16 protein-coding genes and 2 pseudogenes are annotated in these 17,223 nt (G+C 30.9%); 13 read left to right on the top strand and 5 right to left on the bottom strand.

Annotated elements, in window-relative coordinates:
* The first annotated feature begins 254 nt into the window (after window positions 1-254).
* Window positions 255-2,459, top strand: a complete 2,205-nt coding sequence (locus ABH961_RS22665; RefSeq protein WP_404520074.1) for a bacteriocin-associated integral membrane family protein — start codon at window positions 255-257, stop codon at window positions 2,457-2,459.
* Window positions 2,460-2,468: 9 nt separating this feature from the next.
* Window positions 2,469-3,107: an ABC transporter ATP-binding protein gene (locus ABH961_RS22660; RefSeq protein ID WP_098058694.1), complete on the top strand. Its 639-nt coding sequence runs from the start codon at window positions 2,469-2,471 to the stop codon at window positions 3,105-3,107.
* Window positions 3,108-3,602: 495 nt separating this feature from the next.
* Here ABH961_RS22660 and ABH961_RS22655 read toward each other — a convergent pair whose 3' ends face one another.
* Window positions 3,603-3,986, bottom strand: coding sequence for a GtrA family protein (locus ABH961_RS22655; protein WP_086397304.1), 384 nt, complete (start codon window positions 3,984-3,986; stop codon window positions 3,603-3,605).
* A 351-nt stretch (window positions 3,987-4,337) separates the two neighbouring features.
* Window positions 4,338-5,393 (bottom strand): hypothetical protein, encoded by a 1,056-nt coding sequence (locus ABH961_RS22650; protein ID WP_404520072.1) that lies wholly within the window; start codon window positions 5,391-5,393, stop codon window positions 4,338-4,340.
* Between the two features lie 259 nt (window positions 5,394-5,652).
* Between ABH961_RS22650 and ABH961_RS22645 the strand changes: the two genes are divergently transcribed.
* From ABH961_RS22645 to ABH961_RS22625, 5 genes and pseudogenes are all read left to right on the top strand, one after another.
* Window positions 5,653-6,522 (top strand): RNA-binding protein, encoded by an 870-nt coding sequence (locus ABH961_RS22645; RefSeq protein ID WP_404520070.1) that lies wholly within the window; start codon window positions 5,653-5,655, stop codon window positions 6,520-6,522.
* On the top strand, window positions 6,522-7,493 hold the full coding sequence (locus tag ABH961_RS22640) for a hypothetical protein (RefSeq protein WP_087967582.1): 972 nt from the start codon (window positions 6,522-6,524) through the stop codon (window positions 7,491-7,493). Before ABH961_RS22645 ends, ABH961_RS22640 begins: the two co-directional genes overlap by 1 nt.
* A gap of 243 nt (window positions 7,494-7,736) precedes the next feature.
* Window positions 7,737-8,379: pseudogene (locus tag ABH961_RS22635) on the top strand (DUF2306 domain-containing protein).
* A 218-nt stretch (window positions 8,380-8,597) separates the two neighbouring features.
* The gene (locus ABH961_RS22630) at window positions 8,598-9,581 is read left to right on the top strand and encodes a hypothetical protein (protein WP_098831049.1); all 984 of its coding nucleotides are present in this window, start codon (window positions 8,598-8,600) and stop codon (window positions 9,579-9,581) included.
* Between the two features lie 431 nt (window positions 9,582-10,012).
* Window positions 10,013-10,453 (top strand): hypothetical protein, encoded by a 441-nt coding sequence (locus ABH961_RS22625; RefSeq protein WP_098122720.1) that lies wholly within the window; start codon window positions 10,013-10,015, stop codon window positions 10,451-10,453.
* A 48-nt stretch (window positions 10,454-10,501) separates the two neighbouring features.
* Here the strand turns inward: ABH961_RS22625 and ABH961_RS22620 are convergent, their stop codons facing one another.
* The gene (locus ABH961_RS22620) at window positions 10,502-10,807 is read right to left on the bottom strand and encodes a hypothetical protein (protein WP_098122719.1); all 306 of its coding nucleotides are present in this window, start codon (window positions 10,805-10,807) and stop codon (window positions 10,502-10,504) included.
* A gap of 758 nt (window positions 10,808-11,565) precedes the next feature.
* On the opposite strand from ABH961_RS22620, the gene ABH961_RS22615 reads away from it, so the two are divergent.
* Window positions 11,566-12,252 (top strand): hypothetical protein, encoded by a 687-nt coding sequence (locus ABH961_RS22615; protein ID WP_404520068.1) that lies wholly within the window; start codon window positions 11,566-11,568, stop codon window positions 12,250-12,252.
* A 274-nt stretch (window positions 12,253-12,526) separates the two neighbouring features.
* On the opposite strand, the gene ABH961_RS22610 is transcribed toward ABH961_RS22615, so the two are convergent.
* On the bottom strand, window positions 12,527-12,901 hold the full coding sequence (locus tag ABH961_RS22610; RefSeq protein ID WP_098122717.1) for a hypothetical protein: 375 nt from the start codon (window positions 12,899-12,901) through the stop codon (window positions 12,527-12,529).
* Window positions 12,902-13,307: 406 nt separating this feature from the next.
* Between ABH961_RS22610 and ABH961_RS22605 the strand changes: the two are divergent.
* The 5 genes and pseudogenes from ABH961_RS22605 (at window position 13,308) to ABH961_RS22585 (ending at window position 16,517) form a co-directional block, all read left to right on the top strand.
* Window positions 13,308-13,640, top strand: a pseudogene (locus tag ABH961_RS22605) (transposase).
* 64 nt (window positions 13,641-13,704) lie between these two features.
* Window positions 13,705-14,001: a hypothetical protein gene (locus ABH961_RS22600; RefSeq protein ID WP_098122716.1), complete on the top strand. Its 297-nt coding sequence runs from the start codon at window positions 13,705-13,707 to the stop codon at window positions 13,999-14,001.
* Between the two features lie 19 nt (window positions 14,002-14,020).
* A complete protein-coding gene (locus ABH961_RS22595) occupies window positions 14,021-14,449 on the top strand; it encodes a hypothetical protein (protein WP_098122715.1) in 429 nt (142 codons plus the stop codon).
* Between the two features lie 92 nt (window positions 14,450-14,541).
* Complete coding sequence (locus tag ABH961_RS22590) at window positions 14,542-15,123, top strand: SMI1/KNR4 family protein (protein WP_098122714.1); 582 nt, start codon at window positions 14,542-14,544, stop codon at window positions 15,121-15,123.
* 509 nt (window positions 15,124-15,632) lie between these two features.
* The gene (locus ABH961_RS22585) at window positions 15,633-16,517 is read left to right on the top strand and encodes an Rpn family recombination-promoting nuclease/putative transposase (protein WP_000104999.1); all 885 of its coding nucleotides are present in this window, start codon (window positions 15,633-15,635) and stop codon (window positions 16,515-16,517) included.
* Window positions 16,518-16,676: 159 nt separating this feature from the next.
* Here the strand turns inward: ABH961_RS22585 and ABH961_RS22580 are convergent, their stop codons facing one another.
* Complete coding sequence (locus ABH961_RS22580; protein WP_255299632.1) at window positions 16,677-16,805, bottom strand: hypothetical protein; 129 nt, start codon at window positions 16,803-16,805, stop codon at window positions 16,677-16,679.
* Window positions 16,806-17,223 lie beyond the last annotated feature (418 nt).

Raw genomic sequence — 17,223 nt, 5'->3', positions numbered from 1 at the left:
ACCACATCGCTATCAAGCTAAGGTTTTGAAGTACCCCCTAAACGAAAATTTTATTTCTCTACAGGTAGTTACTTTGAGGAGTCAGCTTATTTTTTTCGTTTTGGAAAATTTATTTTTCTTAAGTTGATAGGCATGGGGCGGTGCGCCATTTTGAAATGAAAAATAATGTTTGAAAATAAAGTCATATAGACAACATTCACCCTGATGTTTCCATTTTTATTGAAATATACTAAAATATTACAGGGGAGGGTGTTATGAAAAAAGTAGTTGTGTTTTTTCTTATTGTAGCGTCTATATTGTCAGGTTTTATTGCATTTCAACAAACGGATCATAAAGAATTTGAAAAAATGGAAAAGGTAGAACAGAGGATAGGTAAAGAGTTTGTTATCCCAAATGTACTGGGTTTTGCGAATCCTAGTGAAATTTATCCTATATTACTCGAGGCAGCAAAGGAGTCACATACAAATATTTTTCGTACAAATGTTGCGTATCATGAAGATGAACAGGTAGAAATTTTGAAGTATGTGTTACTAACAACTGAAACGATATATTTTAAACAGTTTCAGTTAAGTGGGGGGGATGTGTTAAAGCCAATAGACACATTCCAAGGTAATGCTTTTTTATCGACAGTACATACGAAAGATACAAAACAAAAGGGAATAATAAAAGATTTTGGAGATAATCATGTGATTACAATTAAACCGCTTCAAACGTCGTACGAACATTTACCTATGGCAGGAAGATATGTTGTAGAAGGAGTAGATGATAAATCATACGATGTATTTTTAAAGCTTTTCTCTAAAAAGTTAAATCAGCATTTTAAGCCGAAACAGTATATTGTTGCTGACGATTTTAAACGGAATCTTAGTAATAACGAAGAAGCTCTCGATTCACCAATTAATTCTTTATCCTATATTCAGTATATGGTGTTTATTGTGCTCCTATGTTTTCTCATTTATTATGTATTTAACGAAGCGAAAAGGATTGGCGTAATAAAAATGCACGGCGTATCGAATGTGCGTTTATGGTTTATCGTTATAGGTAGAACCATTGCTAGTATGTTTGTTTTATCGATAGGTATTTCCGTACTTGCAACTGCTTTCGTAAAAAATGTAACTTCAGGGTTTATCTACACCATTATGTTCGATCAATGTAAAACGTATCTCATTATTACAATATTATCTCTCGTTTCATATTTTTATATTTCTAAAATTAAAGTCAATCAAATGATTAAAAATAGAAAAGATACAAAAGGTATATTTGTATTCAATACGCTGTTGAAAGTTACTTGTTCTATTATATTTGTTTTATTAGGGACGTCTATTTTAGAACAATATATTACAGTGAAAGAAAAACAAGTGAATTTAAAAAACTGGGAGAAAAACAAAGATTATGGTGTCTTTTATCCGCTTTCTGTAGGGAATGATGAAGAACAACAAGGGATGCATAAAACGGAGTCAAGTATAAATGGTGATTTGTATCCTATTTTAAATAAAATGGGAGCGGTATTAATTGATTCCAAGGAGTATGAAGAAATAGAATTGTCTAGAAATAAAGATTATAAAGGAATTTGGTCAGTTACCGTAAATAATAATTACCTTCGCGAATTTCCGCTATATGACATACATAATCAGCGCGTGCAAGTTTCAGAAGATACGGAAAACTGGATTTTATTAGTACCTGAAAAATATCAGAACAGGGAAAAAGAAATTCTTCGCTTTTTTGAAGAATGGAGAAAGCCAGCAATAGAATATGAAGAAAAAAGAATGTACAGAGAAGTCCCGAATCATTTACGCAATCGGAAAATAGACATTATTTGGATAAAGAATAATCAGGAAATCTTTAGTTTCAATCCAGATGTATATAAATCTGACAATAACAAAATTAGAGATGAAATTATTGAAGTAATGACAGAGAAGAATAGTTTTGTTGGAGAAAGAGATCTTATATTAGGCGGAGGGGCGAAGGATCCTTTAAAAATTAAGTTGATAAAGCGAGATGCAGGATTAACGTATAAGACACTAGAGCCAGAACTTAAAAGATTAGGATTAGATGATAATTTAAGATATCTTGTAACAGTTGACCAATATATTTCAAAAGATATATATAATCTGCAAAAAACAATGAAAATACTATTAACGGTTACTAGTGGACTAATTGTAGGCATATTATTTTTGGTAACACAGAATATTATTGTGTATTTCAATAAAAATCAGCAGAAAATAGTGGTACATCGCTTATTTGGCGTAGATTTTTTTAGAACATATAAGGGATACATGTTGCAATTTGTATTAATGTGGATTGTACAACTATCAATTTGCTTCATCGTAAAGAAAGAGTTTGATTTGAAATTACTTACAGTGGTGGCAATGCTTATTTTAATTGAATTTACCGCCTCAATTATTGCATTAATCACGATGGAACGAAGAAATAAAAAAACGGTGATAAAGGGAGGTTAATATAAACGCATGCAATATATATGTGAACTAATAGATGTTTGTAAAAGTTATGGAAATCATGCAGTTTTAGATGAGTTCAATTTAAAAATTTATGAAGGGGAAATGGTTGCGATTACTGGAAAAAGCGGATCTGGTAAAACAACGATTCTAAATATTATAGGAATGCTAGAGAACCCAGATAGCGGAGTCGCTAAATTATTTGGTGCAGAGAGTCCTAATATGGGTTCTAGTAAAGCAAATAAGATTCTGAGGACAAGAATGTCGTATCTCTTTCAAAATTATGCACTCATCGACAATGATACTGTAAATAAAAATTTAGAAATTCCCTTGATTTATGCAAAAAAAACAAAGACGGAAAAGAAAGAATTAAAAGCAGCCGCCTTAGAAAAAGTTGGACTGAGCGTATCATTACAGCAAAAAATACACGAGCTTTCAGGTGGTGAACAACAAAGGGTTGCCATAGCAAGGATACTTCTAAAGCCTTGCGAGTTAATATTGGCCGATGAACCAACAGGCTCTTTAGATGATAACAATAGAAATGAAATCATACAAATTTTAAAAAATCTAAATAAAGAGGGAAAGACAATTGTTATTGTCACGCATGATCCATATGTAGCACAAGTATGCGATAGAGTCATAGAATTATAATTTTTGCGGGAATGAGATTATAAAGGGAGAGGAAAATATACATATCGAACAATTCAAGCAACACATTGAAGAACTATTTGGAGAACATTTACTATTAAACAAATTCCAGCATAAACTAATGTGAATTTTGTCACGCTAAGGAAACCTAACAACAGAAACAAGTATAAATTTTTCTCTAACTATTGATTATAGCGAATATGACTTCGGTATAGTTGATAGATGAAAATTTATTAAGTTTATCTATATTAATTTACCAAACTTTATGTCACCGTTACAAAAATACGCCATCCTTTCCTAGGATTCTACAGAAAGAATAGCGCATTTTTTCATTTTAGAGGGTATTTGTATTGTTTATTTTGATTGACCCTTAAAAACACATTTTTAGTTAGTATTTTAAAAGCTGGTTTCTAAGAGACCAGCCTTCACTATTATTTCACTCCAATTATGCAGCCATTTCATCCATTACAAGTTTCATTAGGTATAAAATGTTGCTTCCTATGCAATTTTCGTAACTAATATTTTTTTCGATAATAAATATGTAAAAGGTATCGCAGTCAGTGATGCTAGGAAAGGAGAAATTATTTCATTTAAACCTACTAAGTCAACTAAAATATAAATGCCGATAGTTGTAACTGCAATATTAACAGCATATGTTAATGGGAATTGTAAAAATTTCTTTAAAGTTGGTTTTGTTTTGTAAGTAAAGTACGTATTCAGAAAAAAAGAACCTATTATGCCTATTACAGTAGCAATAATATGTGCTGATAAGTAATTTAACCCTATTAATTGACTTAATAAAAGATAGAATATGTAATAATTCAGGGTATTTGTGCATCCCACTAAAATAAAACGAAGCACTTGTTTATTAAACACTTTCAATTTAATCTTCTCCCAATCTACAATTTAATTAGTCCTTTATAAACTCAATATACTAATACACACTGAGAAATATCCAGAGCTATAATTAAAAACAAACTTTTTTATTTCCCTTTATTTTCTAGATACTAGTATATACTAAATGGTTAAATTAGGTACATTCCAAATTTAATTTTCCAATATACAGGAAAAACTCTACAATAGAAGGCGGTTTCGTAGGTGGGTTTTATAAATCATTGAGAAGTTACACACAGACAGCCAACTTTTTTATTACAGGACAGTCTAAAAATTTCGTTCTGGGGGTTGTAATAAATCTTTAGCTTGATAGCGATGTGGCGGGACCCCCGTAAGAAATTAATGTAATGAAGACTTACCCTTTTTTTCTCTCATATAAACAGCAAATTGCATCATTTCTTGCTCTGTTAGAATATCTTCTTGTATTTCCTTTTGCGCTGCTGTACCTACATATACTAAATCGTCCCATTTTGAGAATGGCTGTTCCCCTTTAAAAACCATCTCGCTATACCGCTTTAATTCTCCATCAATGTTTACTACATTAATTCTTCCCCCATTATTTAAGAAGCCTAAAGCAAACATCTTGTCAGAGTAATAAAAATCACATTCAGTATTAGGGTCATGTAATTTCTTTAAATTTAATTGATAATTTATTTCTTCTTGTGGAATCTCTCTTTTTTCAGTTATCATTTTTTCATATGAGGAGAGTGGTAGGTTATCCAATTCATCTTCAAAGACTTCTTTAAAAACCCAGCACTTATCACTTGTATCTAAAGAATAAAGTTGATACCATTCATCGTAATGTGTTTTGTATAAGTATGTATGTTGCCCGTTAATTGTTTTTTTGTATGATTCCACAATGTAATGATCGGAAAAGTAATGGGTTTGATCATACAAAGTAACATCATCATAATGATCTTCAGTTTCAACAATGAATTTTTTCTTTTCTCCTGCAAATACATATTCATACCCATCTACAATAGGGAAATCCTCTGGATAAACGTTCATACACTCATTTTTAATTAAACAATCTCTTACTTCTTCTATAGCTGCTGCTGGTATTTCTGTTATATTTAAAAATTCCTCAAAGCTATTGTTTATATTTATTCCATGAGAAGCCAATATTTGATTTAGCTTTTTTGCTAAACCAAACTCTTCAAAAATCATGTATTCGTATTCGTTAGGGTTAAATTCATTTAGTAATACGTAGGAATCCAAAGAGTGCATTTTATATGTATTTACCCACTTCACAGGTTTATGAAATTCTCCAGGTCGTATTAGATACCCCCAAAGTCCTACGTATTTCTGAAATGCCTCTGTAGGTAATATGAAATAAAGCGAACCTTCCTCGGTTTCTTTTTCTAATATCCTTTTTTCATTAAATAGTTTACGCATCCTTTTTCCCCTCGCAATCAAAATTGAAAATAAAAAAATAGTTTATATAGAATTAGTTTTTGATGAAAATTTAATTGATTAAATATACAACTATTTTAACATTAACTTTTATAAATAAGATAAGGATCAGAGCTAGTTTTAAAAATTTTAGAAAATATTTCTAAAACACTTAGTTTCTCAGTTAAAAGTATCAATAATTCAAGTAGAAGTATTATTTTTGAATTTTATAAATATTGAGCGAGGGAGAGGAGATATTTTTATGGATTCAAAAACTTATGAAAAGCTACAGGCACTACGTAGATATAAAGAGCCAATTCAAGCAGTATTGAGAACGGTTAAAAGACATGATAAAGAAGATCCAGATACTGAATACGCTGAGTTTGCCCTTGAAAACGGTAAGATTATAGGTATTTGTAAAAAAGAAGACTTCTCTGATTATTCTTTTAGAAGTATTACACAATTCACAGGTAATATTTTTAATGTAGTAATTACTCAAATGTCTGATGAACTGGATGTAAATAAAGTTCAGGTATCAGTAAAAGAAGCAAGTAGGAGATCGGCAGACGCTTTAATTCGTGAATTAATAGAATTGGAGCAGGATGAAAAATTGCAAGAACCAACCTACGAAGCAGAGGTAACTGGGTATAACATGAATGCTCAGGTTCCTACTATATTTTTACGCATTAATGGTGCGGAATGCTTCATGAAATTACATAAACTAAACTATGGAAGAGTATATAAAAACGCTGTGGATCGCTATGCGCCTATTGGTGAACGCATCCCAGTTAAGGTTCTACAATTTAATCCGGAGCAACGACTAATTCACGTTTCTAGGAAAGCGGCAGTGGAAAATCCTTATCAGTTATTATCTGAATTAGCTGAAGGGGACACAATTGTAGGGCGAGTTGTAAATGTTGACCCGCGTTTTGGAGTTTTTGTTGAATTGGACCAAGGCTGCACAATTAAAGGAATTGTCCCTAAAACAATCGAACAGCCAGTATTGGATGAAGTAGTAAGTATGAGAATTGTGAATGTGGATGTAGAAAAAGAGAGAGGGTCGGGGGTTATCTTCAAGTTTCCTTTTGGACGCAAAAAAGTTAACGACCCAACGGCGTTTTTATATAACTAATGAGTGCGCCGCAGGTTTCCGTACAAGAGAATGGAAAGGCGGTTCAATATTGGCTTAATAGGGACCAATCTTTATCACTTTGGGATGACCCCTCTTTACAGGGGGGACCAATTCTTCCAGATAAATTCAAACCACTCACAGACTTACGTAGTATTTATGACAGAATTAATTCAGGTTTTATAAATGAAAAAGACAATTTAATACTAAAGCTTATTTGGGATTCATTAGCAATTACTGAAGCTCAAATTAAAAATTTTGTGGAGTCTAAAATTAGTAGGTCTCAGGTTTCCGAATCGCTGAAAAAGCTAGTACTGTATGGATTTGTTAGTAGATGGGAGATAAAATCGGGGCTATTTCCGGATCAACCTAAAACCTCTGCTCCAATTACACTAAATACTGCAGGTCATTTGATGATGTGGGCTTATCATAACCGTAATACAAACTATTCTTTAAAGCCAGAGCAGTGGTTAAAACTTGGGGTGGCGGGTGTACAGAGATTTGTCACTATGAATCAGATAAAATATGAGTTTGCAGTAGGCCAACAGTTATTAAAAAATTGGTGCTGGTATCCGAAGCTACAAGGTACTGGTAGGGGATATAATCCAATTGCTGTTGGAGAAATTAAAACGCCAATTGGAAATCAAAACTTCATATTTGAAAGGGTGCAACAGGGGCAGCGATATGCACAGCACTTAAAATCGCGATTGAAAATTTGGGAAGATCAAATTCAAAATGGACCAAATAATTTATTGAACTTCGAAAATACGAAGAGTTTACCAGGTATTTTTATTTTATCTATATCAAATCTTGCTTTAGCAGAACATGTTAGAAAGGAGCTAATGTTAGACTTACGTAAGATTCCTATAATGCTCGTAATAGACGAATGTATTCACAATGAGGGATTCGCAAAATCTTTTTATATTTCAACTCAAAACGGAATTCAGCAAGCACCATTACCATTTTTGAGATAACAAGAGCTGCTTCAGGTAAATGTGCTGAAGCAGTTTTTTGTTGTTTTAACGATGAATTGATATTCACAACTCAATTTTTGTTTGCAATATATCTAATTTCATTTTTTATAGACTTCAATTAGAGTTGTTTTAATGAAAAAATAATGTGTTGATTAGATAATTAAATAAGGCATTACTATTCCTTCCTAAAATGAACAGTAATGTATAATCAAATGTCCCTAAATGTAACAAGGGGGCAGTAAAATTTGGTTTATATTCATTTTTTTTAGCTATTTTAGTAGCTAGTTATGTTGTGGGCCAATATTTTATTATGAATGGATTCCAAACAGGACTTGTTAAAATGAAGCTTATGTTTGTATCTAAATTAATTGTTTTTTGGTATATAATGTTATTTATACATATTACAACTAGTATAGTAGCATTAGTAAATGGTCCGTTTACATTATCCACAAAATTTAGAGGAAAGAATATCAACCGTCATCAAATATTTGGGAAAATCTATATGATTGGTATATTATTAGGCGGCGTTTCAGGATTGTACTTATCCTTTTAAGCTATGGGAGGATTGGTAACAAAGCTTGGTTTCGATTTGTTATCCGTATTTTGGCTAACATCAGCATATCAAGCATTAAATAGAGTTAAGAATAAGAAAATTCAAGACCATCGAAATTGGATGATTAGAAATTATTTTTTAACCTTTGCGGCAGTTACATTAAGAATTTGGCTACCTTTGTTTGTATTGCTATTTGGATTAGAGCAGTTTGAAGTTAGTTACACTGTTATTGCTTGGTTAGCATGGATACCAAATGTAATTATTGCAGAATTATTTATAAAACAAAGACTTAATAAAGGAAAATACCTGGTAAATGAGGATGTACATTTATGATGCAAATCTGATTTTATGTTAAGGATTGAATTCCTCAGCAATTCAATGTTTTTTTGTGATTTTTTCGCTGAGATTATGGAGTAACCTACCTTGACGCTAGCGAAAAAATAATTGAACGAATGAAGTACGTTATTCAAAAGATTACTTTACCTTTTAATATTTTTACAGTATTCAACCAGAGAACTTTTCTTATGTAAGGAAGGGATATGAGGAGTTATATGAAAAGAATGAAAAATGTATGGTTATTAGTGTTATGTTTCTTATGTTTGAGCGGGTGCAATTATGAAAATGAAGATCAGGTGAAAAAATATATAAAAGAAAAACATGGTTTCGATGTTGTTGTAACAGATTGGGGCGGGATACATGAAGGAAATATGGGACATACGTACCATACTGTTCAGGAAAAGGATAATAAAAATATTCAATTTCGAGTAGAGGTAAATGGCATCTTCTATTCCACAATACAAGGTGATGAATACGAATATGGGAAAAACACATACGAGGAATATAAGAAATTCAAACCCATTCTTGAAGAAATGAAAAAGTTAGGTTACGAGGAATCTGAAAATAAAAATGTTCTTCAATATATAGTAGATTATAACAATGCAGCAGAAAAACCAACAGATGAGTTGTTATTAACCTTAAAAATGAGTAAGGAAATCGATTATAGTCAATTTGAAACTATAGAATTAGATCGTTTACATACATTATTCCAACTCATTCAAAAGAGTAATAGAAAGATAACAGAACTTGAAATTGAGGATCATAATGGTAAATCGATTGGTCTTCCTTTCGAAAATGTGCAAAAGGGTATAACGAAAGAAGAACTTCTACTAACAATGAAAGACACAGTAAGCGGTTATTGGACATATTTAATTGAAACACAAACAAAAGTCGTTGAAAGATTAAAAGAAATTCAAAATGACCGCTTTGTAATTAAAGATATTACTTGTGCACATCCGACGGAAGGGAAATGTCCAAAATATGAAGCTACGATAGTTTTTAATGACAGTTCTATGGAGTATAAAAATGATCCCGATGTAATAAAGGATCTGACAAAGGTGATCACGATTCTTAAAGAAGAACTACATAACGAGAAATTTGATATATTTGTATCCAACAAAGATAGAACAATGTATTCACTCTGGCTAACGTCAGAGAAAATTCAAAACAGTAGTAACATCAATGAACTTATAAAATAATTGTATATCAAAAATAATATGTAATAGGTTCTATTGATAATTTTGTTTTTTCGATACAAAGTGCATAAATGGTTTTGCTGCTTTTTAAAGAAAATGAAAGTTTGTATTAATTTTTTAATAACTAACATAACCATCTAACTCTTAAACGATAGATGGTTATGTTAGTTATAAATGCTATATTTTCAAATGAAAGTCGTATAGTATGAAATATCTTTTTAGAATGAATCAACCAAAAGTTTATATTTCCTAGGAACATAAACAGAAAATGAACAAAATTTTTTATAAAAACTGTTCACGCAATCCTAAGGAAAGAGTTGGTTTTAACTAATCTTTTTTTTAAAATTGATTCCTTTTGAAAGTCATAGAATCTGATTTGGTAAGAGATTTTTGAAAAAGCTTTATTTTAAAGTAACGTTTAAAAGGAGTAAAAAATGAATACAATTAATAAAATCTTAAGCGATTTTGCAGATATAAATGCAGACGAATACGTAAGTAATTATTATGAGCTTAGTATTATGTCAGAAAATAAAAAGGACAATATTTTTGAACTTGCCAATAAGGCGACATACGCTACTAGTAATGACATATTAGAACTCATCCACTTGAAAGAATGGAAAAAAGAATTCCTAATTTGTCAATATCCCAATGGAGAGTCTTCTTGGTTTGGGAAAATACCGTACGGATATGATTTAAATGGATTGACGCCCAAGGAATTTATAATACAGCAGTTATTAAATGTATTCAAACAAGAACCAGATGAGGTTTATTGGATTAAATTAGATCCAGGAGGTTATTATGCATGCTGTTATGAAGAATATTTGTTTAGGACAAACAAAGGTATTCATTTTTTTAGTATGCAAGTACACGATTAAATAATCGGGATTTGAAATATAGTTTTATTCATAAAAAAGTTTGATAACCTAATAATAAAGAAGAAGTCTCCATGTCAAAGGAATAAGAATTAAATGAAGCATACAGATAGTCCAAGTGAATTTTGTGTTTTTCTTAATTCCCATTATGTTTTTGAAAATAAAATTAAAAAACCAAGCACCTAAAATTGTAACAGTTAACTCAAAAATCGTGATTATCCATTCTAGTATAGTATGTTCTACATCAGGAGAAGCGCCAGCCATACCAAGAACAACTATAACTGGAAGTGAGGGTATGTAAACAAGTAAATAAGAAAAAAAGTAAAAAATATACTTTATCAATGTTTTTCCTTCCATAGAATCCACTCCTAAAATAGAACTAATAGTTAAAGGCGAATTATCAAACTTACTCAAAAGTTACACATGTTATATTTTAAGTATATAAAGTTAGTGCTTTTATCCATAAATGGAGACCTCTAAATAATGTTATTTTAGAGGTCTTCAATGGTTACATTTCATATAATATCAAGAAGTGATAAGGAACTATAGCAAACAATTAGTCTACATATATATCAGAAGTTAATAAGGAACTATAGCACAATTCAATCAATATTTTAAAATATATAATACTCAAAACAGATGATAATATACTATGAAATCATATCAATAGTAATAAGGAGCTATAGCTTAACCCTTTAAAATATATCCATATTATAACAAAAAATAAAACATAAATACAAACAAAGATCTGAATATTCTGTTAAAAATAAATTGAATATGATGGTAGTAATTTATATAATGTATGTAAGACTTTCTTTTTTCTTTTTATAATCCATAAATACTACAACCCTTTCGGGGAAATGACTTTGTAAAGCAGCCTTGCTTGCAAAAATTCATATACCCGAAAGGGTTTTTTGTGTTTAAAAACAATTAGGCTTATGCCGTTTATATAGATATTTCTAAAAAGAAAGTATGAAAGTAGTTGTATATATTTGAAACGGAAAATTGCAGAAGGACAATTAGCGATGAATTTGTTTGATTTTTGAAAAAATGTAAAAAGTAAAGAGGAATTTAATAAAAAAATTAAAATTAAAACATTAAGGGAGGAAATTGTAATGATAGGTGAAACTTTTAAAAATTTATTATTAAGTCTGGCTGGTTTAATAGTAGGGTTGAGCGCCATATATTTAATACTTAAATATAGCTTTAAATTAACAGTAGAAAAAGCTTTACCTAATTTAATAGCCTATGCTAGCTTATATTTACCAGGAGTTATAACATTTGGTTTAGTTGGATACTTTTCTAATTCATGGATTTTTGGAATTGTAATGGGTGTTATAGTTGAGGCAATTCGTTTCTATGGATTAGGCAGAATACTAAATCATATATCCTCTTCTTTAAGAGCGATGAAAGTGAAAATTGCTATAGCAAAAGCAAATAAAATAGCAAATACTAAAAACAAACCTTTAGAGGTAATTGAAGCTGCTGAAGTTAATATTGAAAAAGAGAACATAGTACAAGAGCAACCAGTAATTGAATTGAAAAAAGAACAGAAGGAAATTATACAAACAGAAGAACCAGAAATAATTGACGATGCAGATGATGTAGAAGATTTAGATGAAATGGAAGGCTTAGAGCGTGTAGCTGTACTGGAGCACATAGAAATGGTCGCAGAAACTAAAGAAGAATCACTAGTTAAAAATGATTCTGCAGTGAAGCGTGAACGTAAACAAGCAGAAACTACACCGGATACACAGGAAATTTATGAACAACTACAACTAGTGTTAGTTGGTGGGGATTAAGAAAAGAATAAAGAAGATATAAGTTTTGATTAATATAAGAGCTATCATCATGTTTAATGATGATAGCTTTTTGTAATTTGAATTAAAAAACTCGCTTTAAGATGAACTAGCTACTATCTTACTCTGTTTCAATAATGGAAAAATAAATATCATGGTACTGTTAAGAGATAATAAAGTTGTTTAATTTCTATCCATTTAAATGTGTCTGCACTCAAAAATCAATAATAAAGTTGTTTAACTCTTGTTCAATTAAAGCACCCGTTAGTTCAATAACTTACCTATACTGTTTTGGATCTTTTTCTCTTCTAATTGGACCATTATGAGCAATACTCCATTCAACAACTCGGTCAGTAATTCTATCATATAAATCGTCTTCAAGATAAGGATTTTCATAATCGAGTAATGTTTTAATATCAAATTTAATTTCTTCTAAAGAATGGCTTTCGAAGGTTTTACTGTCATTTAAAATATCCCAAATGTATTCGCAAAAACGCTCTAGGCCCTCATCCCAATTACGATTCCCATTGTTTTGTGCTTCATATCGAAGCTTTTCTACTGCTCTTATGAGTTCGCCTTCGATAGTGTCTGATTGACCATTCTTTGGAACTTGGTTTTTCCAAATGTTTTTAGCTTCTTCAAAGTACTTCATAATAGCCTCCTTGAAAATCTTTTCGCTCTTTTTATAAAACATGTACTTTAATAACAATTTCCTTTTAATAAATTATAGCATTCCTTATTAAACTATCCTGCACCGTTAGTTCAATAAGAATTAAACAACTTTAAAGAGCTTTACTACAATACAATGTAGCAAGGCTCTTATATTTTTTATATCTAAATTAAATAACTGTATTATCACTTTACATGTACACTTTTGTACGCGAATAATAAACCTGCTAAAAGTAATAACACCATTTCAAAAAACTTTAGAAACACATGGTGATAATTGGTGTAATCGTTCTTTATCCTGTATGATAAAAATGGGGATATTCCAATATTTTCATAGATAATAATTAGCTTAATATAAGTAGAAAAAATTATTAATAGGAACGAAAAGGATGATCAAAATGAGAAGAAAAAGGAACTCGCATGACATAGACCGTGTCTTTGTTAAAGACTTAAAATATGAATTAAGATTGTCTGGATCTGAGGCACTATCTATAAATAAAACTAACTTTGCAGATTGGGAGTTAGAGTTAAGTGTCAGTGAAGAAGAATTACATTATTTTTAAGAAGCAAAACAAATGAAGGAACCTATAGAATTTGCTATTTATATTCGATATATGAACCGTTTAACAGGAAAAGCGATAGTGAAAAGTATAGAAGAAAATACAATTGTAGTTAAGGGAATTACTGTCTTATATGGTTATAGATATGTATCACCACGTTAATAAATATTTTGATATTTAAACAGAATATGTAAAAAATGTAGTGAAATAAAAGAGGTGATAAAATATGCCGTTTTTCATAGGTAATGCAAAAGCAGGTTTCACGAAAGTAAGCGGCACAGGAGAAGACATAGGAGTATCTGCGTGGTATAAGTATATGGGGTACAGAGAAAACAATAGAGACGTCTTGCAACGTCATGAAGCATTTGTTGACAGGACTCATGTAGAATTGATAGAGAAATACGGTAAGGTGTATTGGAACGTGATTGACAATAGATTAACATCTGCAGAAAAGGAAGCAGCTAGAGATGCATTACTGAGAGCAGATAGATGTCTGAGAGACTACGGTTACGGTTTAAAATAAACTACAAGGGGTAGAAAAAATGGGGAAATATGTGAAAGGCCAAAAGGTAGTTGCCTATACATTACTAGGATTAGCACCATGTACAGTAGTAAGAGTGGGTTGGTTCTTTATTATGGTAGAGGAAGAGGAAACGAAACATTTATATTCTGTTACAAAGAAGAAGCTAACTCCTATAGAGGAAGAAGCGCACTACTTAGTAGAAGAGAGTATTGATGAAGACGGTGTATTCGATATAGGTAGATTGTTTGCTAAAATAGAAGCAGAAGACATGGAAGTTGCAAAGAAATCATTTGAAGAAAATGAAGACTTCAAGAAATACGAAGATTTTCATAATCCATCAGAAGGGAAACTGTATGGTGGCGAGTACTATACAACAATCAAAACAGGTAAAGAGCTACTAGAACAATACTTTAATCGTGAAGAGCTAGAGCGTAATGGTACTAATTAAATTAGATGTGAAAAACGTTAAAGGTAAAATCTCATTTATGATAGATATATAGACTGAAAAATTTTATATTTCATTATTGGGAGGACAATATTATGGATTTGGTAAACAAATTTTTAAACGGTTTGAAAGAAGCCTTATCAACAGCTGATCTCGAAGCACTAAATAAAGCATACGGTGCTACAAAAGAGGATATTGATATATTAAGGACCAAATATCCAAATTGTCCAGAATCATTAATTTCTTTACTTGAAAATATCGATGGTACATATTGGCGGAAATATGGAGAAAACGAAGTCTCGGTATGTATTTTAGGTTCAGATGTTGAAGAGTATCCATATTATTTGCTTTCTACACAGCAGATGCTCGAAAGTTCAAAAGAAGAAGAAGACGTCTCCTATCTTTTAGAATACCAAGATGACGAGGATGCTGTTGACCCTAAGATAAATCCAGAAGGACTTCTCCCTGGCACGTATATTCACTTTTCAGATTGTATGAACAACGGTGGAACATCAAAGCTGTATATTGATTTTAATCCTTCTGAAGAAGGGGTATGTGGTCAAATAATTCGTTTTTTACACGACCCTGATGAATATGAAGTGATTGCAAACAGTTTTGATGAGTATTTACAGGATCTTATTGATGGTAATTTTAATTTTCTAGGCGAGGAAGAATAATCTTAATAATTGGTGAAGAATTATACTTAAACTAACAGGTTCTTTATTTGAACTAGATTTAAATAACTTTATTACTGAATTTTGTCTACAAACACATTTAAAAATTAAAGAATTTTAAAGAGCCTTACTACAAAATGATTTGTAACGAGGCTCTTATTTTGAGTGTGGGATGCGAGAGATGTCTAGAGATAATAATTTAGAGGAATTACAAGAGGCAAATCTAAATCAGAATTAAACAATTATTGGACAAACAGGTTAAGAGATAAGTTGGTTAAATATACTTATTTTGAATTAGAAAAGTAGGTTTTAGTTTGATAATAATGTGATCAAGGAATAGACGAATAATAAAGGTTTTGGCACAAAACGAAGTTATTTGCAACCGCTTTTTATTGGAATCACAAGTTTTTATAAGTTTAGACACCCTGATAACATAAGAGCCTGTTTGCATGTGCTACCTTTTTTTATGTACAATAGTAATAAGATATGATATAGACAGGGAGAGGAAATCCATGTCCACTAAATTAGTGAATTTACGCATTGATTTTGCTTTTAAACAGTTATTTGGAACAAAAGGTAATGAGGAAATTTTAACTGGTTTCCTAAATGCAATTTTAGAGGAATCTTTAGATGCACCTATTACTTCGTTACAATTAGATGATCCACATCTCCATAAATCTTATGAAGATGATAAGTTATCGATTTTAGACCTATTAGCAACGCTAGATAATGGAACGCAAGTGAATATTGAAATTCAGCTTCGAAATACACATGATATGGTAAAACGATCTTTATATTACTGGAGTAAACTTTATACATCCCAAATGCAAGAAGGAATGCCATATCGTTCACTTCGGAAAACTATTACCATTAACTTACTAGACTTTATTTTATTTTCTCAGGATGATGCATTTCATACCATTGGACAATTATGGAATACTAAAATGCAGCAACTCCTAAGTGACGACATTGAAATCCATTTTGTAGAGATACCGAAATTGGTAAAACAATGGCGTGAAGAAAAAGTTAACCCGTGGGAAAATACATTTGTTCGTTGGATGTTATTATTACCAGCACATGAAGATGAACATTTAACTCAAACATTGGAGGAGATTGCGATGAATCAAGATCCAATTTTACAAAAGGCAATAAATAAATGGGAAAATATGAGCCATGATTCTTCTTTTAGAACAGCGTACGAAGCTCGAGAGAAATTGCTTTTAGATGAACAAGCTAAGTTAGCGCATGCAGAACAAGAGGGCATGGAAAAAGGGATTGAGCAAGGAAAGATGCAGATGATCCGAGGAATGCATGAAATTGGTGTACCACTTGAAACTATTGCAAAAGCAAGTAAGTTGAGTGTGAAGGAAATAGAACGTATCTTAAATCTAAAATAAATATATGTGAGTATACAGAACTCATGAGTAGAAAAATTAGACGTTCATTATCATAGTACGTTTAATGGGAAAGCATTGCTGAAGATTTTAGCAGTGCTTTTTCTATATTATTTAAGGCAATTGACCTTTTGTAAAAAAAATCAATTGCCTTTTTACGATTTAAAAATATTTTAACTTTATAATAAAGGAACCTAAATCATAACCTGTTTTTATTATAGCTATAGCTGAAATCACAGTTAGTGGATATTTAATAAATGGATTGTTGAGGCGTTCCATTATGTTTTTCATGTTATAAACCTCCATGGTATTATTTATATCGTTATATTTATTATATTAAATATAAGAATCAATAGTAAAGATAATATAAAGAAAGATACTTAATTGAAGGAGAACTAAACAAAATAATGGATAACAAAACCTTCATTTTTATCATTCCTTCTATAAGTAATTAGGAGTCAGTATAGCATATAGAAACAGTTCTTAGGAAGAAACTATTAGGTAATTGAAATAAACCTCTACTTTCACCATATTTATTTTAAAAATTAGATTGTCCGATTCTTTTGAAACATAATTATAATAATTCAATTTTAATATCATAAGCAACCCGATTATTATATAGAAATACAAATTCAATGACTTGAATTCAATGTTTTGTTACGCTATAAATAGCTTGATTTGTTTTTAGCTTAAACATATTAAGGGTACT

This window comes from Bacillus sp. RC251 (genome assembly GCF_044908765.1).
GTDB lineage: Bacteria > Bacillota > Bacilli > Bacillales > Bacillaceae_G > Bacillus_A > Bacillus_A wiedmannii.
Note: the sequence above shows the minus strand (reverse complement) of the source record. Positions and strands in the feature narration are given on the sequence as shown.